At 57.9% G+C, this 19,666-nt stretch carries 17 protein-coding genes and 1 pseudogene; 13 read left to right on the plus strand and 5 right to left on the minus strand.

Going from position 1 to position 19,666, the window contains the following annotated elements; all coding sequences use genetic code 11:
* Nucleotides 1–255: 255 nt before the first annotated feature.
* The 12 genes from CYG48_RS18785 to CYG48_RS18845 all read left to right on the plus strand — a co-directional run bounded on the left by CYG48_RS18785 (nucleotide 256) and on the right by CYG48_RS18845 (nucleotide 11,414).
* A complete protein-coding gene (locus tag CYG48_RS18785; protein WP_118852070.1) occupies nucleotides 256–963 on the plus strand; it encodes an HAD family hydrolase in 708 nt (235 codons plus the stop codon).
* Between the two features lie 119 nt (nucleotides 964–1,082).
* Nucleotides 1,083–2,717 (plus strand): ABC transporter substrate-binding protein, encoded by a 1,635-nt coding sequence (locus tag CYG48_RS18790; RefSeq protein ID WP_118852071.1) that lies wholly within the window; start codon nucleotides 1,083–1,085, stop codon nucleotides 2,715–2,717.
* A gap of 107 nt (nucleotides 2,718–2,824) precedes the next feature.
* Nucleotides 2,825–3,820 (plus strand): ABC transporter ATP-binding protein, encoded by a 996-nt coding sequence (locus CYG48_RS18795; RefSeq protein WP_118852072.1) that lies wholly within the window; start codon nucleotides 2,825–2,827, stop codon nucleotides 3,818–3,820.
* Between the two features lies 1 nt (nucleotide 3,821).
* Nucleotides 3,822–4,808, plus strand: coding sequence for an ABC transporter ATP-binding protein (locus tag CYG48_RS18800; RefSeq protein WP_118852073.1), 987 nt, complete (start codon nucleotides 3,822–3,824; stop codon nucleotides 4,806–4,808).
* A gap of 10 nt (nucleotides 4,809–4,818) precedes the next feature.
* The gene (locus CYG48_RS18805; RefSeq protein WP_118852074.1) at nucleotides 4,819–5,745 is read left to right on the plus strand and encodes an ABC transporter permease; all 927 of its coding nucleotides are present in this window, start codon (nucleotides 4,819–4,821) and stop codon (nucleotides 5,743–5,745) included.
* A 74-nt stretch (nucleotides 5,746–5,819) separates the two neighbouring features.
* Entirely contained in the window at nucleotides 5,820–6,638 is an 819-nt protein-coding gene (locus tag CYG48_RS18810) for an ABC transporter permease (RefSeq protein ID WP_245450614.1), read from the plus strand.
* Between the two features lie 28 nt (nucleotides 6,639–6,666).
* Entirely contained in the window at nucleotides 6,667–7,413 is a 747-nt protein-coding gene (locus CYG48_RS18815) for a glycerophosphodiester phosphodiesterase family protein (RefSeq protein WP_118852076.1), read from the plus strand.
* A gap of 37 nt (nucleotides 7,414–7,450) precedes the next feature.
* Nucleotides 7,451–8,365: a TIM barrel protein gene (locus tag CYG48_RS18820; protein ID WP_118852077.1), complete on the plus strand. Its 915-nt coding sequence runs from the start codon at nucleotides 7,451–7,453 to the stop codon at nucleotides 8,363–8,365.
* A 161-nt stretch (nucleotides 8,366–8,526) separates the two neighbouring features.
* On the plus strand, nucleotides 8,527–8,829 hold the full coding sequence (locus CYG48_RS18825; protein WP_150132737.1) for a hypothetical protein: 303 nt from the start codon (nucleotides 8,527–8,529) through the stop codon (nucleotides 8,827–8,829).
* A gap of 770 nt (nucleotides 8,830–9,599) precedes the next feature.
* A complete protein-coding gene (locus tag CYG48_RS18835; RefSeq protein WP_118852080.1) occupies nucleotides 9,600–9,851 on the plus strand; it encodes a DUF982 domain-containing protein in 252 nt (83 codons plus the stop codon).
* 102 nt (nucleotides 9,852–9,953) lie between these two features.
* Nucleotides 9,954–10,166, plus strand: coding sequence for a hypothetical protein (locus CYG48_RS18840; protein ID WP_118852081.1), 213 nt, complete (start codon nucleotides 9,954–9,956; stop codon nucleotides 10,164–10,166).
* Nucleotides 10,167–11,069: 903 nt separating this feature from the next.
* On the plus strand, nucleotides 11,070–11,414 hold the full coding sequence (locus CYG48_RS18845; protein ID WP_118852082.1) for a hypothetical protein: 345 nt from the start codon (nucleotides 11,070–11,072) through the stop codon (nucleotides 11,412–11,414).
* Nucleotides 11,415–11,983: 569 nt separating this feature from the next.
* Here CYG48_RS18845 and CYG48_RS18855 read toward each other — a convergent pair.
* From CYG48_RS18855 to CYG48_RS18875, 3 genes are all read right to left on the minus strand, one after another.
* On the minus strand, nucleotides 11,984–12,376 hold the full coding sequence (locus CYG48_RS18855) for a YkvA family protein (protein ID WP_118852084.1): 393 nt from the start codon (nucleotides 12,374–12,376) through the stop codon (nucleotides 11,984–11,986).
* Nucleotides 12,377–12,884: 508 nt separating this feature from the next.
* Entirely contained in the window at nucleotides 12,885–13,307 is a 423-nt protein-coding gene (locus tag CYG48_RS18870) for a type II toxin-antitoxin system VapC family toxin (protein WP_118852086.1), read from the minus strand.
* A complete protein-coding gene (locus CYG48_RS18875; RefSeq protein ID WP_118852087.1) occupies nucleotides 13,304–13,558 on the minus strand; it encodes a type II toxin-antitoxin system Phd/YefM family antitoxin in 255 nt (84 codons plus the stop codon). Before CYG48_RS18875 ends, CYG48_RS18870 begins: the two co-directional genes overlap by 4 nt.
* Nucleotides 13,559–13,845: 287 nt before the next feature.
* Between CYG48_RS18875 and CYG48_RS22610 the strand changes: the two are divergent.
* Nucleotides 13,846–16,206: pseudogene (locus CYG48_RS22610) on the plus strand (hypothetical protein).
* A 375-nt stretch (nucleotides 16,207–16,581) separates the two neighbouring features.
* On the opposite strand, the gene CYG48_RS18895 reads toward CYG48_RS22610, so the two are convergent.
* Together CYG48_RS18895 and CYG48_RS18900 are read right to left on the minus strand one after the other, a co-directional pair.
* On the minus strand, nucleotides 16,582–17,706 hold the full coding sequence (locus CYG48_RS18895) for a CapA family protein (protein WP_118852090.1): 1,125 nt from the start codon (nucleotides 17,704–17,706) through the stop codon (nucleotides 16,582–16,584).
* Between the two features lie 3 nt (nucleotides 17,707–17,709).
* Nucleotides 17,710–19,614, minus strand: coding sequence for a CocE/NonD family hydrolase (locus tag CYG48_RS18900; RefSeq protein ID WP_245450606.1), 1,905 nt, complete (start codon nucleotides 19,612–19,614; stop codon nucleotides 17,710–17,712).
* Between the last annotated feature and the right edge of the window lie 52 nt (nucleotides 19,615–19,666).

A 19,666-nucleotide genomic window follows, 5' to 3' on the forward strand; every position in this document is an offset into this window, starting at 1 on the left:
GATATCGGCCCAAAGCCAACTTCCTGCACGCGAAGATCGTCATACGGTTGACTTCATCCTTGCGCGGTTCCCCAAACTCTACCCCGAGCAGGTGTCACACTGACGTTACATCTGTAACCTATGAAGGCCTCATTGACGGACGCTAAGCCGTTCGCTGCCTGTTGAGCAGGTACGCACGCGGCGGTTGAGTTTCGGATTAAGAACCAAAGCACTCCAGAAGCTTTGGCGTTTCACCAAGGATGGACAGTGGACAGAATGGTGACAGATCTAGTCATTTTCGATTGTGACGGTGTTTTGATAGACAGCGAGCCGGTTGCAAGCAGGGTGCTGTCGAAAGTGCTGAACGACGCGGGCGTCTCGATTTCGGTCTCTGAAGTTCATCGTCGCTTCACCGGCTCCTCCGAGGACGACGCGCAGCGGATCTGCATCGCTGAGCTTGGGTTGGCCGAACCCGCTCCAGTGTTCAGAGCTTACCGCAACGCGCTATATCCGCAGTTCGCTTGCTCCCTTACGTCGATGCCAGGTGTGCATGATCTCGTCCGGGGTTTAGCGATTCCCAAGTGCGTAGCGTCGAACAGCAGCATGGAACGCCTTCAGAACAGTTTGGGCCTTCTGGATCTGTGGCATGAGTTTGACGAGCACATTTACAGCGCAGAAATGGTTGCTCACCCGAAACCCGCCCCAGACCTCTTCTTGCTTTGCGCAAACGAGTTCGGAACCGCTCCGGGCCGCTGCGTCGTAATCGATGACAGTCCACACGGGATCGTTGGGGCAGTGGCGGCTGGCATGGCGGCGATCGGCTTTGTTGATCCGGCTGACCCTCAGCCAGGTCGTCCGACAGTTCTTGCTGAGGCTGGCGCGATCGCGGTCGCGACAGGGTCTTTAGAACTGCGGAAAGTTCTGGAAACGTTGCTCCCGGAGACCGCCTTTAGAAGCTCACCGCGGCTAGCGGCGTTGGCCTGAACATCCAGAGCCGCGACCTCTGCGGCCTTCCTGACACATCATGAGCCCATCGATCCCTGCGTCCAAGAGGCGCGGGAGGAACTCGGCTTGCCCATTTTTGATCCCATAGGAGATTATCGATGCTTTCCATCAATCGACGCGGCGCTCTCGGTCTGATCGGCGCGGCCACCAGCACTATTGTCCTGCCGCGGATGTCTTTCGCTCAAGACAAGCGCCCTTCGGTCAAAATTGCAGTCCAGAAAATCACCAACAACAACACGCTTTGCGTATGGAATGAACAGTCCAACGCGGGTGAGCGGGTGTTCTTCCCGAACCTTTGGGAGGGTCTCATTCTTCGTGACTGGATGGGCAATCAGGGCCCTGTCGCCGGTCTTGCGACCGAGTGGAGACGTATAGACGACAAGACGCTTGAGCTTAAATTGCGCAAAGGCGTCAAGTTTCACAACGGTGATGAGTTGACGGCAGAGGACGTTGCGTTCTCGTTCTCCAAGGAACGATTGTTTGGAGAGACTGAGCCGAAGGGCGGGAAGACGATTTTTGCTGACGAGCACAAGCCCGCGACAGCCAAGGAGCTACCGGCTTCCGTGCCCGGGATCGGTCGCCGTGTGTGGCCGGCGCTTGCGGGCGTCGAAGTCATTGATAAGCACACTGTGCGCTTCCACAATGCAACACCCGACGTGACGCTTGAAGGCCGCCTCTATGCCTTCGGGTCACAAATCACAAACCGCCGTGCCTGGGATGAAGCAGCCTCATTCACGGAATGGGCACGCAAGCCCATTACCACCGGCCCATACATGGTCGAAGACTTCAAGCCGGATGTTTCCCTGACCCTCGCTGCCTTTGACGAATACTGGGGCGGTCGTCCGCCGCTCGAAAGGATCCAGTTCGTTGAGGTTCCGGAAGTCGCCTCGCGCGTCAACGGGTTGCTGTCCGGCGAATACGACTTCGCGTGCGACTTACCGCCAGATCAGATTGCAACGGTTCAGTCCGCATCCGGCTTCGAGATCCAGGGCTCGACGATCCTCAATCACCGCATCTCCGTATTTAACACGCAGAATCCGGTGCTCGCCGATCCGCGGGTGCGTCGGGCAATGACACACGCGATTGATCGCAAAGCGATCGTGGAAGCTTTGTGGGGTGGTCAGACCGTTATCCCAGCAGGTCTTCAATTCGAGATCTTCAAGACAACCGATATGTTCATCGATGGCTGGCAGGTGCCGGAATACAACCCGGGACTCGCCCAGGATCTGCTGAAGCAGACCAATTACAAGGGTGACGCCATCCCATACCGCCTGCTCAACAACTACTACACGAACCAGACAGCTAACGCGCAGATCATGGTCGAGATGTGGAAGCAGGTTGGACTGAACGTCGAGATCCAGATGAAGGAAAACTGGGCGCAGATCCACGATCCTGAAGGGATCAAGGGCGTCCGCGACTGGTCGGCATCGGCCAATATCAATGATCCGGTCACGCCGATGGTCACGCAGTTTGGTCCAAATGGCGAGATGCAGCAGAAGAAGGACTGGACAAACGCCGAAATGAACGAGCTGTCCGTGGTGCTGGAAACGTCGACGGACCGGGCGTTGCGCAAGAAAGCGTATGCACGCATGCTGGAAATCTGCGAGCGCGAGGACCCGGCCTATCAGGTGCTGCACCAGAACGCCGTCTTCACGGGCATGAAGTCCTCGTTGAAGTGGAAGGCAGCACCTGCCTTCGCCATGGACTTTCGCTCCAACAACTGGGCCATGTAACGGGCTGCTTCTCGTCGGCGAGCTAAAGGCTCGCCGACGGACCTTCCGACGCACGCAGTTGTCACAATGACCTCCCGTGCGATCAGGCAATGAAGAAGGAAAACGCCATGTCTCATCTGGTGGAAATCCGGGACCTGAAGGTTGCGTTCGACAGCGTTCAGGTGCTGCACGGAATTGATCTGAATGTCGGCCGGGGAGAAGCAATCGGTCTCGTCGGAGAATCCGGTTGCGGTAAGTCCGTCACCTGGCTTGCCGCACTCGGTCTCCTGCCCGGGAAAGCGGCCGTGTCAGGTTCGGTTCGCATCGAGGGGCGAGAGCTCCGCGGGGTGCACCGATCCGCGCTGGAGAGCGTTCGCGGCGGACGCATCGCCATGATATTCCAGGACCCGTCAAGCGCGCTTAATCCGGTTCTTCGGGTCGGCCGTCAAATCACTGAAGCGGTGAGCCTTCACCGTGGCCTACGTGGAGAGACTGCAAGAGCTGAGGCGCTGCGGCTCATGGACATGGTCGGAATTCCTGACGCGCGCCGACGCTTCGATCTATACCCGCATGAGTTTTCCGGTGGACAATGCCAGCGACTGATGATCGCCATCGCGCTTGCGGGCGAACCCGACCTGCTGATTGCCGATGAGCCCACCACTGCGCTTGACGCCACCATCCAGGCCCAGATGCTCGACCTTCTTATCCAACTCCGTACCGAGACCGGCATGGCAACCGTCTTCATCAGCCATGATCTCGGCGCGGTGAGCCAGGTCTGTGAGCGCGTCTGCGTCATGTATGCTGGTCGTATCGTGGAGCAGGCCTCGATCGCGCAGCTTTTCGCCAACCCGCGACACCCGTATACCCGAGGTCTCTTCGACGCGATCCCGCGCCTCGATGGGCCGCGCGATCGGCTGATCCCTATCCCGGGAACTGTACCGGACCCGAGATACCTTGCAGCCGGCTGCGCCTTTGCGCCACGCTGCCCCAATGCCGCAGCATACTGCGACTTCCAAAGGCCGGCTCTTGATACGCTGGCGGACGGACGGCACCTGGCATGTTTCAATCCTGTACCGCCCGCTAATTCTCTGCCTGTTCGGCGGAAGATACTGGAGGGCGTGTAGAATGGTCGCCCCGCTCATTGAGGCCGCAGCGCTTTCTCGCGTCTATGAGACGCGGCGCGGGGTCTTCGGCAAGGTCTCCTCGGTGCGCGCCGTTGACGATGTTTCGTTGAAGGTATCGCCAGGCGAGACGCTGGGTGTTGTCGGCGAGTCCGGTTCGGGGAAGTCCACGCTCGGCCGGCTGCTGCTCGGCATCGATCCGGCGCAGCACGGCAGAGTAACCTTCGAAGGAAAGCCTATGCCGACATTCGGAACAGCCGAATGGCGAGCATCTCGTGCAAAAATGCAGTTCATTTACCAGGACCCGTTAGCAGCGCTCGACCGGAGGCTGACGATCGCGACTCAGATCCGGGAGCCGATGGATATCCATGAGTTGTTCGAGGGCAGTGCGCGCACGGATCGCGTCGCGGCCCTGATGGCAGCGGTCGGACTACGGCATGACCAGGCTAACCGTTACCCGCACGAATTGTCCGGCGGGCAACGTCAAAGAGCAGTGATTGCCCGGGCTTTGGCTACTCGCCCGAAGCTCATTGTTTGCGACGAGCCAGTTTCGGCGCTTGACGTTTCGATCCAGGCACAGGTGGTGAATATGCTGCGCGACCTGCAGGACGAATTGGGACTCGCCATGGTCTTCATAAGCCATGACCTCAAGGTGGTGCGTAACGTGGCCAATCGGGTCGCCGTCATGTATCTGGGGCGGATCGTGGAGGAGGCTCCTTCCGACATGATCTTCGCATCGCCACGTCACCCCTATACTCGGGCGCTGGTGTCGAGCGTCCCGGTTCCAGGGCAGCCGCTGAAAGGTCGAATGATCCTGCAGGGCGAGCCACCAAACCCTGCCGACCGGCCCTCCGGCTGTGCCTTCCATCCTCGTTGTCCGTTTGCGATCGAGCTTTGCCGGGCCAGCGTCCCGGAACTGCGGCCGGTCGAGGATCTCCGCGCCGCAGCCTGTCACCTCGTAGACAGCGCGAACGCGCCTATTGCCGCTTGAGGAGCGTGGAATGATCCGCTTCGTTTCTATCCGCCTGCTGCGGGCACTCGTTACCATTCTTGCGGTTGTCACCTTTGCTTTCGTAGTGCTGAGGATATCCGGTGATCCGGCCCAGGTCATGCTCGGCCCCGACGTACCGCAGGACGCGGTTGATGCCTTTCGAGAAGCCTGGGGACTCGATCAGCCATTGTGGATCCAGTATCTCGCCTATATCCACTCCATCTTCACCGGCGACCTTGGCATTTCGATGCGGGACAAGGAGTCTGCGCTCCAACTGGTGCTGGAGCGAATCCCTGCGACGCTGCAACTGACGATACCGGCGCTGCTCTTGAAGCTTATTATTGGTATCCCGGCAGGAGTTTACGCAGCACTCCACCGGCAGAGTGGTATTGATCGGGGCGTGATCATGCTCTCGATCCTCGGGTTCACCATTCCGTCCTTCGTCATGGGCCTGCTTCTGGTCCTCATCTTTTCCGTGACCCTTGGTCTACTTCCTTCTGGCGGCCAAGGCACATGGATGCACAGTCTGCTTCCGACGATCACCATGAGCATCGGCGGAATAGGCCTTCTTGCCCGCTTTTCGCGCAGCGCGATGATCGAAGTGATGGGCCAACCGTATATTCGCACCGCCTCCGCCAAAGGACTGAGATGGTCCGACGTCGTCTGGCAACACGCCCTCCCGAATGCCGCGGTTCCGATCGTCACTATCGTTGGCTTCATGGTTGGTGCGTTGCTTGCTGGCGCGGTCGTGGTGGAGTCGATCTTCTCCTGGCCCGGCATCGGTCGCCTGCTTGTGGTGTCTGTCGCGAACCGCGATCTCGCTGTCGTTCAGTGCATTCTTCTGTTGATCGCCGCTACCATGGTGGTCTCCAATCTCATCGTTGACCTGCTTTACGGCTGGCTCGATCCGCGTCTTCGCGGACAGGCCGCGCATTAGGAAGGCAAATCGTGACTCCTGTAGAAATCACCCACCCATATGGTGGGAAAGCCCGCCGGCCGAGCTGGACCGCGATCCTTCGCCACACTGTCCCGCTGTCGATTTGTCTCGGTATGCTGTGGCTTTTGACAATGGTGCTGGTCGCCGTCTTCGCCGATCTGCTCCGGCCCTATGGTATAACGGCGATGGACCTGTCGAACCGCCTCGTTGCGCCGGGTAGTACAAGGCACTGGCTTGGGACGGATGAACTCGGCCGCGACGTGCTGGCTCGCCTGATCCAGTCAATCCGGGTCTCACTCGTCATCGCCTTCAGCGCGACCATACTCTCCGCTTTCTTCGGTACGGCACTGGGTTTTGCCGCAGCGAAGTTCCGCGGCATCGTGGAGCACATTGTGCTTGTTCTGGCAGATTTCCAGGCGGCGCTGCCTTTCCTCATCATGTCGCTCGCGGTGCTCGCGTTCTTCGGTTCGTCCATGACGCTGATCGTTTGCCTGATGGGCTTCTATGGCTGGGAACGCTACGCGCGTATCGCACGTGGATTGGCCGTTTCAGCCAGCGCGCAAGGGTATGCTTCTGCCGTGGTCCAGCTCGGCGCATCACCGTTCAGGGTCTATTTCCGTCATATCCTCCCGAACGTCGCTTCTACCCTGATCGTCTCGATGACACTCACCTTTCCGGAGATCATCCTGATGGAAAGCGGGCTTTCGTTTCTCGGCCTCGGCGTTCAGCCGCCGGAGACAAGCCTCGGTAACATGGTGGGCTTTGGCCGCGAATACCTGACGCGCGCGCCCTGGATCATGCTCGCGCCCGCTACCGTCATCATGCTTACAACGCTGTCGATTTCGCTTGTGGGCGATTGGCTGCGGGACAAACTCGATCCGACCGTTCGCTAACCTCCAATCAATATCCGGGGCAAAAGACATGACCTTGATCACCGGCCACCGCGGCGCGCGCAATCTCTGGCCCGAAAATTCGCTCGAAGGCTTCAGCAACGTGCTCGGCCTCAGAGTCGATGCGGTCGAGTTCGACGTCCATATGACAGACGCCGGCGAGCTTATCATCATCCATGATGCGACTTTGGAGCGCACGACGGAAGGCCGGGGGCCTGCCCGCGCGATCTCGCCCGAAGCACGTCGTACCACAAGGTTGAAGCACAGCGACGAGACGTTACCCACCCTTGCAGATGTCCTCGACGTTCTAGGGCCAGCGGACCTGCCTCTGCATGTCGAACTCAAGAATGACGAAGCCGGAGACCCCTACGATGAGATTGTGGCAAAGGTCACGACCCAACTTTTCGACCGCGGCCTTTCGCAACGCAGTTATCTTACGTCGTTCGACGTCTCTGTCCTGAAGGAGTGCCGCCGCGTAGCCCCGGGGATCAAGCGCCTCGTCTCCGTCAACACCGCATCGGCCGAACGGCACGGCGGGCTCAGCCGCTTCATCGAAACCGTCGATGAACTGGTCGAGATTGTCGCGGTCCACCACGACCTGCTGGAAGCCGAATGGGCGCTGATCACCGACCTACTGCCACTCGAGCGGCTTTGTGTGTGGACGCTCAACGACGAGGCAATGATTGCGAAATGGCTAGAGCGCGGCATTGGCCACCTCACCTCTGACAATCCAGACAAGGCGATACGGCTTCGACAGACTTTCGCATCCGCAGCGTAAGCGGCGTCATCTTTGCCAAACTACCCGGAGAACCAACATGGGCAATATAATTGCAACCGGATTCAATGCCGCTTCCAAAACTGGGGAGGTCGACAGCCTGGAAGCCGATCTTCGTGCACTCGCCGAGATTGGCGTGGACACCGTAGAGCTTGGCGTGACCACACTCGATGTAATAGCCGGCGGCCGCATCATGAGGGACCGCGCAGATCGACTGGTCGCGATGGCCCGTAGCTTTGATCTTCGCTATACGGTGCATGGGCTGGTCTCATCGAACTTCATGGATCCAACCACCTGCCGTTACCAGCTTGATGCGGCCAAGGCCTTGGTCGAACTCTGTGATCGCCTCGAGGCTCGCATCCTCGTGCAGCACAGCGGCTCCCTACGTGCTGATCAGATCTTCGACCGGAGCGAAGCCGATAGCCGCGAGCGCGAAGCGCTGCTGGAACTTGCCGACTTCGCGAAGCCCTATGGAGTCAGGATCGCACTAGAGAACATTTTCACCACGGAACCCGGCCAATATCGCCAGACTCCGGCACAGGTCGCCGAGACGGTGAAGGCCGTCAATCATCCCAACGTCGTAGCGCTTATAGATTTCAGCCATGCCTATATCGAATCGACGTATCGCGGCCTGAACTTTCGCGAACAAATAGCCGCGATGGCACCAGTTGCGGGTCATCTGCATCTGCATGATAGCTTTGGCCGTCCGCAAGGCTTCTACAAGGGCTTCCACCCTCAGGAGAATACGGCCATGGGCCTTGGCGACCTGCACATGCCGCTCGGCTGGGGCGACATCGAGTGGGAGAGCATCTTCAGTGAACTAGACTTCCTTCCCGGCACGATTGCGATGATGGAAATCGGAGCCCGGTACAGGGCCGAGCAGCCAGAGTGCCTGGAACGCGCTCGCAGGTTGATGGCGATCAACAGCAGTGATCCCGCGATAGCGGCAGAGTAACAGCGCCCGGTTCCTTGACAAACAGAACAACGTTCCTCGAAGAGGCTGTTAGAGGCCTTGGAGCAGGTTCTGTAAGAAAGGCTGCGAGGAGAGCTTTGAATGATCCCGCAGCTAGCACACGCGGAAATTATTTCCGCGTTCGGCCCTGAGCGGACAGAGCAATGAGGGTCAGACCCATCCTCTATCCTGTTCAAAGAAAGCGAGTGAAGCCGGGATCGGGCGGCAATGAACGCACCCTGACCGCATTTGTTCGTGAGACGCTTTCCTCCGAGGAACAAGCTGTCAACGAAATCGTCGCTACTCTTCGCGAGTATGTTGAGGAGCTACAGCGGAAGGGCGATCCCGTTCCTTTTCAACGCGTCGACATCGTCGATGAGGATGGTGCGCTTGTCCAATCCTTCTCGTCAGCAGAGTGTTTTGCATCCAATCATTGGCTGCCGGTATTAAAGGAGCCGAAACATTAGGCGGACCCGGCTCCGGCTTTCTTATGCCTTACCGGAACCTCGGCGCACGTGGCGGGGAATTAGACCTCAACTCATGGAGTGCGGCGCGCTTACCAAGAAGGGCTAGCAACTTCTTCTGCTCGGCCAGCGTCACTCCCGACTTTCTGCAATACTCAACGACGCAATGGTCCTGAGCCGGTACAAGTCTTACAATCTTCGGCCTTCGATGGTCCGACATTTTCGTCTCCTCCTTGGCCCCATGGGTAAGATGATGCTCACGAGAATGACGTTCAACTAGGCCTTTTGAGCTAGCGCTGCAGCCGCCCGGGACGTGGAGGGACTTTGGTCCCATTGCTCCGGAAGCGTCGCACGCTAGCTTCGTGATCACAGCCATCGTGGCTCCGGCCGCGACGCTGGGTTCAACTTTGAGCGTCCCTTCAAAGAGAACATTGGCCCGTGTCAATCGGCGTCCAATATTCCACGCCGAAACACAGGCCCGCTCCGGCGGGTCTTTTTTTGCTGGTTTGCCACCGTCCGAAATAGTCTCAGAGAATTCGGAGGTGCGCACCGGGCTGGAGAGGACTCAGCCGTTTCGCGGCTGAACCATCTCTTGTCCCGTGAGCGATGACGCACCGCAAGCTGAGACAATAGATCTTTGGGTTAGGTTGCCGCGTTACTGTAGAAGCGTACAATTCTGACTTAGCCGGGCAGCGAGGAGCCTCGACTTGTCAGGAGCGCGTGTTCAGTGGCATGGCACGCGCTCCTAGCACTCTCCGTGGAAGGGGAAGCATATGCAGGAGATCACCGGCGGACAGCACTGGAGGTATCCCGTCACCATCAGGATCGGTTATGGGCTACCTGAGGCAATTCGAGGCCCCTTAGAGGCCATTGAGTGCCTGGAGCACCGATGGCCTCAAAACGCAGGTCTTTATTTCGAACTGGCACTCCGACGATGCGAGACAGCTGCGAGACGAGCCTCCTCAAATGAGGAAGCTCGCGAGATGTTCATGTCAGCGGCAATAGAGGCTTACGTCTTGGCCTGACCCGCTTCCCATCCTGCAATGACCATCCTTTCCGCCGTTGCAGCTAGACGGCCGGATCGTGCTGCATCGGTCCGGTCGTCGACTACTCCCGGAGGGGCATCTGTGAAGAAGAGCGCACCGCAATTGCTGAAAGTGCGGATCGCGTTAGCACAGGCGATTGCCGCATCGCTGATCCTCGGCATTACCTCTTACCTCTGCACCTACGATGTATTGACAGCAGTCTGGTACACCCTGGGCACGCTTGTTCTGATGCAGATCTGGTACTTCGCCAACGTGGTCCTGCTCGTGTGGCAGGAGCGAAAGAGGAGCAATTGAGAAAGGCGGCAGCAAACGAGGGTATGTGGCAGGCGACTATCCCGTACTCCTATTTTTGCCTCCGGCGAGAAGACGATGGGGCTTCCAACAGCCACGCCTGAGATGCAAGATCTAGGGCTCATCCCGTAACGCTAAATTAGGACTGACAAAGCATTCGTTGTGCTCGATAGCATGCCGAGTGGACGTCCTGCCATGCGGAACAAGACAAGTTCGCTCATCCATAAAGGTATCATCGCGGTCCTTGCCGCAGCTGCAGCTGCTTGCTTTGGCGTGAGCCTGTTCAAATGTGCAGCTTTCGCGATTTCAATGCTATTGATGTTTCAGATCGTGTCGTTATTGGCCGAAGCAGTCAGCAGACTGGGTGGTTCCCCTGACAGTTCCCCAGGGAAGGTTTCGAGATAGAACATTAACCATCTTCTGCGACAACGGCTGCGGGTAGTAATGTCATGCGCCCGTTCGATAGACGGGCTCAGACGGGAAAAACGGCAGAGCCCTTCAATCATTTAACGATCGCTCATCCTTGGCCGCACAAGGTTCAACACCTATCCAGCGCCTGCCTCACCGCCAATCGAGGCACTCAAAGGAGAGCTGCCCCCGCCCCGGGTAGCTCTCCTTTGCTTGTTCACCGCCCGCCTTAGACGTTGGGGTAGTGGATCACCCGAACGGTAATGTTAATGTCACAATGAGATGCTTTACTGCCTCCTGAGGCTCCTGTTTGCCTCCATCTCTGAACTTTCGCCAAACCCAAGGCGAGTTCTAGTCCGCGGGGCGGGATTACTCAGGTTGACCACCGGTCAGGCTGCTGCAGGCTTGGACGTGGGTTTCTCGCCCTATACCCATTCGGGAGTCGTCCCTGATCCACCAGGGGTGGCTCCTTCTCAACATTGAAGCGAAGGTGCTGTTTTGGGCAAGAAGCTAGACCGGGTTTACCACGCCATCATTGAAGGGGCTTCCAAAGGCCTGTACGGCGACGAACTATGTAGATACGTGATCGATGTCTACCCGAAGGCTTCCAGCAAACGCATCGTGCGAGCGTCTCTGTTGGCTCTGACTGACCCTGACGTTACGGACAGGAATGTCCTTAGCGTTGTTTACGCATTGGCCATAAAGCACAGAATGATCTCGCTCGGTGCGGACGAGGATCAGCATGAGGACGATGAAGAGGGGCCCAGCACGGCTTCTGTAGCCGCAAAGAAAAAGAAGAAACTTGAGACATCGGCCGCTGACATTCCGTCGTCACACACCTGAGCGATGATCAAAACGCCGGATGATCCTCCCATTTCTTCTTCTCGGCTGCATAATATAGCACGCTTCGTGCGGGCTTTTTTATTCGCTTCACGCCCAAGGGCAGGTGCCACAGAATAAGCCGGCTGCCCTACTGCCCGGAGCCTACCGCGCTTTGGGCCATCTATCGAAAGTTAGTCATTAAACCGAGCGCATGGGATACCCACCGCTGAAGGTCGCGCTGCCGTCTTGCGCTTGCTCCGCCAGAAAGCGTCGAGTCTTGATCAGATGCAGCAGGCGTTCGACGCGAAGGACTCAGTAGACTTCCTTCACACTTTCATGGGCTATAAACGTCTCCGCAATGAAACGGTGGCCGTGATCATGGCGAAATCCTGCAGAAGCATCGGACCTTGGTCCGATCGAAGCAAGCAAGCACGGCGTCATATCCCTTGGATGAAGATCTGACCGGAAATTCTCGCATTACTGATCGCGATCGTGCTAGTCGCCGTTGCCGGTTTGGCGCTGGCTGAACTGGCTGATCTAACCCTGTCTGCAAGATTTAGCTTTTGATGTTTTGCAAGTTGGACATGCAGCTAGACGAGGCTCAAATACCAGGACCATACAAAGTATGACCCAAAGGCCAGCGCCACGAGCCAGATGCAACCGATCGCCATCAGCCCACCTTTACTGATCGGCCGGTCCTCTCTAGCCTTCGCCTGCTCACGGAACTCCTCCATCAATGGCGTAGGAATCAGCCGAACCGCCAACATGATCCCCAAAGGCAATAGGATGACCTCGTCCAGATAACCAAGGATCGGGATGAAGTCGGGGATGAGATCGATGGGCGATAACGCGTAAGCTGCGAAAGCCCCTGCGAGAAGCTTAGCAGCAAGAGGTGTGCGAGGATCGCGTGCTGCGATCCAAAGCGCCACCGCGTCTCGCTTAATCGTCCTCGCCCAATTCTTCAGATCGACAAACAACGCCATGCCTCATCGTAGATTGCTGCGTTGGAGGCTAGCTTAACTCATCCACTCGCAACTGAACGGCCCAAAGCTGCCCGCCTTTAGATGCTGGAGCGGCGGAATAAGAATACTGACCTCGTATTACTACCTTCGGACGAACAGACGAACAGACGAACAGACGAACAGACGAACAGACGAACAGACGAACAGACGAACAGACGTCCCATGAGGGATTTTGGCCGTAAAGGAGCGGACTACATCATGTTCAGAATTATCCGTTTATTTTTTCAAGCGCGTAGGCCAGCACCTAAAATGATTGCAATGCACGTCGGCCAGCAACCATCGCTCTTGAAAGCATTCAAACCACCGGCCCCACGCGATCGTGGTCGATCAGCTTAGCGGCAGATATTCCAGCCATTCCTGCGCGCCTCGTAGTACACGAAGAATTCGAACTGTCGTCTCGGTGAGGGCGTAGGCGGCGATATAAGGCATACCGTTGATGACGATTTTGAGGTCCCCTGCGCGCCATTAGTCAGGCACGCCATGGGTCCACGAGGACAACGCCGGTGCCTTGGAAATCTTGAATGTTGCGTGTAACGACCACAAACCCGTGCACGACTGCCGTGGCAGCGATGAGTGCATCAGCTTCATTGCGGCGATCCGAAATATGCATGTGGGCACATCGCGTCGCAATCGCTTCATCGATAGCAATGATGCGCTGAGCGAACTCCGGGCGTACTCGGCTATCCATCCAGGCTCGTAAGCGAGCGCCCTGCTCAATGTCACGCCGTTGAATGCTGAGTATCCCGCGCTCAAGTTCTAGAATTGTTATGGCAGAAATATACAGATCGCGGGAATCCTGCGCGCTTACCCAAGCGGTCACGTTCGGATCAGCTTTACCGTCACCAACCTTACGGAGTTCGGAGACAACGTTTGTGTCGAGCAGAAATTTCAAGACAGATCAACTTCGCGAGTTGCGATGACTGATCGAGACGGATCGAAATTGATATTCGACAATCCAGGCATGGAAAGGGCATCGACAAGATTGTGACGCTTACCTGTCAGACGCTCAAACTCACCGTACGTCATCAACACGTGCGAAGGTCGGCCTCGATCAGTGATAACGACAGGTCCCGCTTCAGCAGCTTTTTTTGCTCTGCCAACATCATGATTCAATTCGCGGCTGGTCAAGCTAATAGTGGCCATATGCGCCTCCGTGTAGGAACATACCTACATATAGCGCCTTCATGCTCCCTGCGCAATGCCCCCTGTACCACGTAGCTTCCCACGCTTTTACGCCTTGGCTGGAACCGCGGAAAGGTTCTTCAGCTTTGCTCCGCCGGAACACCGCCGAAGTGCGCGGAAAAAACATGCAAAGGATGACAAGATGGCGACGACTTCCTGTGTTTGGCCGCTTTACACAATTTTAAGCGCCCGCCCCTAATTCCGCACGCCCTCGGCCTGAGGCCCCGAGAAAAGATGCGGAATGACACATGCCAAACGAAGACCTTTTCAAACGCCATTTTCAGAAGAAGATTTCGGCTTACTGCGACGTCCGCCTTGCTCCCGTCGCGCCTGATTGGGTGATGGACAACATCCGCTCCTACCTCCTGGCGTTGATCACATTTCGAAAGACACCCGCTCTCTCGAACAATCGCTACGCCTGGCGGCAGATCGCACACGATTGCGGGATAGATGAAGCGCTGACGACAAAGTTGAAGAAGCAACTGCGGCCAGCGCTGGATGCGATCATGCGCTGGCTAAAGGAGCCGCCTGTAGAAGACGACGCTCCGAAAAACAAAAGACCGCATGCAATGCCGAAGGCCGGTGCCAGGAAAAGGCTCTCGCCTTCCTCGACAAGCCAACATCACGAAGTCGAGGAGGTCGAGAACTCGCCCTCCCCTGGCCGCGCCGGCCCTAAGCCGAAACCAGTTTCTGGTAGACCAGAACCATTGTTTGAGGCGAAGGAAGATCCGAGTTCGTTCGCCGATGCACTGGCCTATCACATGCGTCGCTTTGGCGAGAGTTACTGGCAACTCCACCGGGCGGTCGTTCGCATAGACGAAACTTTCGATGCAAAGACCTTGCTATCGTGGATCGAGGGCCATCGTGTGCCTCGATCCATCGCAAGCTTCACCATCCTCGGCCGGGTCGAACACAGGTACGGGCTGGCGCAGGGATACTTCAAAGCCAAACTGCCACATCAGTCCCGGTCGCTCTATGGCCACGATCTAGATGACGTTAGTCCGGCCGAACGCCGTCGCCTTGCCTGGCATCTTCCCGACGACTTCGGCAGCATGCCATTTTCAAAGCGCGAAGAGATCCTGGAATAGGTCCGGCGCGTCATCATCTCAGGGTCGACGGATTACAGACGTTTCCAGGCGGCAGCGACGAAGCAGCGCTACGCGATCCGGTTCCCTGGGGTCACATATGGCGGGAGTGCACTCACTCCTCGACCAGCGGCTTCCAAAGGGCTACGGGATAATGACGAAGAGGCCTCTACGACAGAGGCGCTCGCAGATCCCGATCTGCTATCCGGCGTCGTCGATGCACCCCCTCGCCTAGCCATGGAGATGGCCGACCTCATCCGCTTCAAGACGTCGACACTGACCGAAATCGGCTACCGCAGGAATGGCGTCTGGAATGAGGAGACAGCGAGCCAAAAGGTCGAACACCTCGGCCTGATGTTTGGGGCACTTGCGGCATCCCCAAACGGGGTTGTCAAAGGTCGAGGCGTGCCGCTCAGCCAACTCACCTTCGGTCTCCTGATCTTCCCGGGGGTGTGGGATTGGTATCTGCAATGGCGGGAGCGCCGTCGCGGCTTCTTTACCAAGTGGGAGGATGACATGCTGATGGTCGCCATGGCCCTCACCCGCGCTGAAGTCGGCTGGATCCGCCAGCACCCGGAACTGCTGCGCCACGTAAAGCCGATCGAAGGACTTATCACGCCAGACGAGATTGGGGCGGCTCATCGTGATTGGGATGGCGCCTGCGAGGCCTTCCATCGCCACGCCGCCAATCGATCGAAAGAAATCCAGCGGGTTATGCGTGTGCACCGTGATCCGTTCGAGCCGATCATGTGTGTATTGGAGGCAGACAGCCCGCTTGCCGAGTATCGCAAGATCACCGAGGAGATCTTGAAGCGAATGCCGGATGAGGACCGTTACCCGAGAGCAGCCGCCGAAGCTGTCCGGTCCTTTCTGATGCTGAGGCTGGGCTTACATCTCGGCCTCAGGCAGAAGAACCTTCGGCAATTGCTGCTCTGCCCCCGCGGACAATTTCCGACAGCAGAACGACGGCTCGAAGACTTAAAGCGCGGTGAGCTGCGCTGGAGTGAGCGCGAGCGCGGCTGGGAGGTCTTCATCCCGTCCAATGCCTTCAAGAACTCCGGCTCTTCCTTCTTCGGACAAAAGCCATTTCGCCTGGTGCTACCGGATTTGCTTGATCTCTACACATATCTCAATGCCTACATCGATCGACATCGGAAGGTGCTACTGGGTCGCGCACCCGACCCAGGCACGCTGTTCGTCAAGACAGTAAAGACGACCAGCGTTGACGCAGCTTACAATCAGACGACGTTCTATGAGGCTTGGCGGTTGGCGATCCAGCGCTACGGCATCTACAATCCGTATACGGGCCGCGGCGCGATCAAAGGTCTGCTACCACATGGCCCTCACAACGTCCGAGACGTGCTCGCCACGCACATCCTAAAGCAGACAGGATCCTATGAGCAGGCAAGCTACGCGATCCAGGACACGCCTGACGTCGTGCAGCAACACTACGGACGCTTTCTGCCGCAGGACAAGGCAGCACTGGCAGCGAGGATTCTAAATCAGGTATGGGAGGCAGCGTAGTGTGCTGACTGTGTCGTTTAGCCAACTGCAGGCAGATGCCAAAAAAGTGTTCTCGTCCGTCTAGGACACTGCCTATCGTCTCGCTCTTGAACGGTATCGAACCAGCGATCCCGTGCCACTGCTTCCGGTTTAAACCATCCCCGAGGCCGGCCACATCCTTGATGTGCTCATCCTGCTAATGTCGCCACTTAGGTGATGCCAGCTGGAAGCGCTCGAGGCCACAACGCTGCCTCGTTCTTCGTCGATGAGAGGCCAGAGGAACTCCAAAAAAGACGCGCGCGGCTTTCACCCCGTGCTCTGCTACCCGAAATCTACACGACAGCCGCGACCTCGATTGCGCTGAGCACTGTCGGCACTAGCTCAAGCGTATCGATATTAGCACCCGGGAGAGAAGCGCCTTCGCATTTCGAGCGCATCAATGCCCCAAAGCGGCACGGGACCGCTCGGACAATCATCTGACGGGCGGCCCACTGCGACCGGCAGCACCTCGACCTCACGGCAGCTTCCATCATCAGCCAAAGTCAGTCTCGCCGCAGCACTTCGCCAGACATCGACGCCCTTTTCATCATAGGTTGCCGGACGACGGGTATGGAATATAAAATTCCCAAGGCCCGGCATGATGGCTTTGCCACGATGAAAGGTGATCGACTGCATCACTGGCGCACCGGTGCCGACCATAAGGTCCGCACCGTCATCGATCAGGCCACGGCAGAGTTCAAGCAGCCAAGTCGGCGTCACCGTCCAATCCGCATCCCAGTGGTGACAGTGAAGTGCAACGGCCACAAGATGACCAGCCGCTTTCGCCGCCTCAATACCACGGATCAAACGTGCCCTGTCGGTCTCGTCAGCACTCCAGTGGGAGGCAATCTCGTCCCCTAAAGCTACTGCCGTGCCGAAGGCTTCCAGATCGGGACGCTTACCAACGTCATAACCAACAGCAAACCGTGCGGCGTTACGCCTGTCGTCGCCAAGCGTCGAGACGATTTTGCGCAGCATCTCGAACTCTGCGGTCGGAACGGTAACGGTTCGCCTCATGCGCAGCGGTGCGATGCCGGCTCGATCGGCAGAGGCGTAGTTGATCGCGGGTTGTGGCCCGAGGTCTACTGAGAAGATAGCCAGAGACTTCCCGTGACTCTGCACGACGACTGGTGCCGCCGCTTCCTCGATATCCGATCCGCTGCCAGTGAGTTTTAGGCCTGCAGCTTTGGCCGCTGAGCGCGTCGCGGCTATGCCGGGCGGCCCAAGATCGAAAGAATGATTGTTGGCATGGGAGACTGCATGGAAACCCAGTTCCCGAACCGAAACGAGCGCATCCGGCGACGCCAGATGCAGCGTCTTGGCTTTGGTCGGCCACGCCCCTGTTGCTTCGACGGTCGCTTCCAAATTCGCGAACGCGACGTCCGCCTTCAGGAATTCCATCACCACCCGCTGCCCGTGACCTGAGAGGTCGAGGGGGCGATGGAGAAGGATTTGGCCGGTGACGGCGACGGTCAGCGGCATGGCCTACTTCCCGAGCGGCGGCAGTGCTGTGAGCGCATCTCCTGCTACAATAGGCAGGCGGATGGAAGACGGCTTGGCCGCGTCGCAGAAGACCGTATTGCGGGCTACCTGCGTGGTCCGGCCACGGCCCTCAGGTGCATAGGTGTTCGGGTTGACATCATACTTAGGAAAATTCGATGACGAAATATCCAAACGAATACGATGCCCCTTGGCGAACAGGTTCGCCGTGGCGAAGGGCTCAATTGTGACCTTGAAGACCTCACCCGCAACGATCGGTTCTGGTTTCTCGAACGACTTCCGGTAGCGGCAGCGGATGATGCCGTCGGTGATATTCAGGGCATAGCCGGTCGGGTAATCCTTGCTCGGTGGGTAAACGTCAACAAGCTTGGCAGTGAAATCCGTATCCGGCGCATCGGAGGACACATAAAGCGTAACAGTTATGGGACCGACCACCGCGACATCCTCCGCCAGGACATCCGTCTCAAACGACAGCACATCGGGACGCGCCGAAAGCGGCAGGCCCGGGTTCTTCGAGCCGAAGAACCTTTCGTCCTCACGTTGATCGAAACCACCCCCTTCGAATATCGGCTGGCCACTGGTCAGTGATCCGCCAATGGTAGGCACGGGATCCTTCGGATCGAAGTCGTAGATGAAAGGTGCAACATCCGCCCGTGGCGTGTCGGTGGACAATGAGCCGTTGTGGTGGACGTAGAAGTCGCGGTACTCTGTGCCTGGCAGTGGCCAGTCAGCTGCCTCAATCCATCTGCCGCCGTGATCAAGCAACCCTTGTGCATCTCTTGCGCCCGACCCGCCACCCATCAAGAAAGCTCGCACCGTCGGCTGTTCTGATATCCCGTTGTTCTCGCCCTTCAGCCAGCGATCGAACCAGTCGCGGCGGAAGGCGAGCCAACTCTTGGTGACGTTGCCCCCAAGTGGAGCAGACGACCCGAAGGACGTATCGCCGGCCAGCGTCGTATTGCGGTTGCCATGCAGCCAGGGACCCATGATGAGCTGCATTGGACGGCGCTCGTTGCCGGAAAGGCCACGGTAGTTGTCGAGGGTTGATTTGACGTAAGCGTCGTACCAACTGGACATCAGCACACAGGGCACCTCCGGGAAAGTCTCGTAGTAACCTTCCATATAGAGGCCGACGCGGCGCCAGCTGTCGTCAAAAGTGCCGCTGCGCCATTGCTCCAGCAGATAGCTTTCGTATTCCGGCATCCAGCGCACTGGCGAGACACCTTCTCGCCACGGCAACACTGAAAACCATGCCCGGATATCCTCGGCCTCTATCGCGGCGCGAGTAAAATCATCCCCCTCCCCGATCGCCTGGTTGTAGGCCCACGTCGCCTGCTTCAACTCGAACGCACCTCCTTGACGAATGCCGCACTGGTAAGCATTCGAGAAGCCCCCTGAGTCCATCACCATGCACGCAAGTCCAGACGGATTGAGGCAGGCCAGAGCCGCTTGGGTATGCGCGGCGTAGGAGAGACCCATGGTCCCGAATTGGCCGTTCGACCAAGGTTGCTTGACCAGCCAGACAGCGGTGTCGTAGCCATCTGCGGCTTCGGATATGTATTTGCTGAACTTGCCTTCGGAATTGTAGCGGCCACGGCAATCCTGGTAGATGACGGCGTAGCCGGCGCGCACGAAGTAAGACGCCACCTCATGGCGTTTCATCGGCACGTCCATGCCGACTTCAATTTCGGAGCGGGACCGCTCGCTTTTCCCATACGGCGTGCGTTCCATAATCGCCGGAAGCCTGCCGTCGATCACCTTACCGTCCTTTGCCGGTCGATAGACGTCGGTCGCAAGCCTTATCCCGTCTCGCATGGTCACCATAACGTCGCGTTCGACGACAACGTCGTCGGCAATCACCTCAAATCGCGATGGCGTCAGGGTATCCATGTCCGTTTCCTTCAAAGTCTTGGCAAGGAATCCGAGCCAGCGCATGTGAGCC

Origin of the sequence: Neorhizobium sp. SOG26 (assembly GCF_003491345.1) — a bacterium.
GTDB classification, from domain to species: domain Bacteria; phylum Pseudomonadota; class Alphaproteobacteria; order Rhizobiales; family Rhizobiaceae; genus Neorhizobium; species Neorhizobium turbinariae.

What these genes read in the sequence shown, in the direction of transcription:
- CYG48_RS18825 (WP_150132737.1), top strand. Translation starts at nt 8,527, where the DNA reads ATGAGGGTCAGACCCATCCTCTATCCTGTTCAAAGAAAGCGAGTGAAG.
- CYG48_RS18790 (WP_118852071.1), top strand. Translation starts at nt 1,083, where the DNA reads ATGCTTTCCATCAATCGACGCGGCGCTCTCGGTCTGATCGGCGCGGCC.
- CYG48_RS18875 (WP_118852087.1), bottom strand. Translation starts at nt 13,558, where the DNA reads ATGGCCACTATTAGCTTGACCAGCCGCGAATTGAATCATGATGTTGGC.
- CYG48_RS18855 (WP_118852084.1), bottom strand. Translation starts at nt 12,376, where the DNA reads ATGGCGTTGTTTGTCGATCTGAAGAATTGGGCGAGGACGATTAAGCGA.
- CYG48_RS18835 (WP_118852080.1), top strand. Translation starts at nt 9,600, where the DNA reads ATGCAGGAGATCACCGGCGGACAGCACTGGAGGTATCCCGTCACCATC.
- CYG48_RS18785 (WP_118852070.1), top strand. Translation starts at nt 256, where the DNA reads ATGGTGACAGATCTAGTCATTTTCGATTGTGACGGTGTTTTGATAGAC.
- CYG48_RS18805 (WP_118852074.1), top strand. Translation starts at nt 4,819, where the DNA reads ATGATCCGCTTCGTTTCTATCCGCCTGCTGCGGGCACTCGTTACCATT.
- CYG48_RS18895 (WP_118852090.1), bottom strand. Translation starts at nt 17,706, where the DNA reads ATGCCGCTGACCGTCGCCGTCACCGGCCAAATCCTTCTCCATCGCCCC.
- CYG48_RS18795 (WP_118852072.1), top strand. Translation starts at nt 2,825, where the DNA reads ATGTCTCATCTGGTGGAAATCCGGGACCTGAAGGTTGCGTTCGACAGC.
- CYG48_RS18815 (WP_118852076.1), top strand. Translation starts at nt 6,667, where the DNA reads ATGACCTTGATCACCGGCCACCGCGGCGCGCGCAATCTCTGGCCCGAA.
- CYG48_RS18820 (WP_118852077.1), top strand. Translation starts at nt 7,451, where the DNA reads ATGGGCAATATAATTGCAACCGGATTCAATGCCGCTTCCAAAACTGGG.
- CYG48_RS18800 (WP_118852073.1), top strand. Translation starts at nt 3,822, where the DNA reads ATGGTCGCCCCGCTCATTGAGGCCGCAGCGCTTTCTCGCGTCTATGAG.
- CYG48_RS18900 (WP_245450606.1), bottom strand. Translation starts at nt 19,614, where the DNA reads ATGGATACCCTGACGCCATCGCGATTTGAGGTGATTGCCGACGACGTT.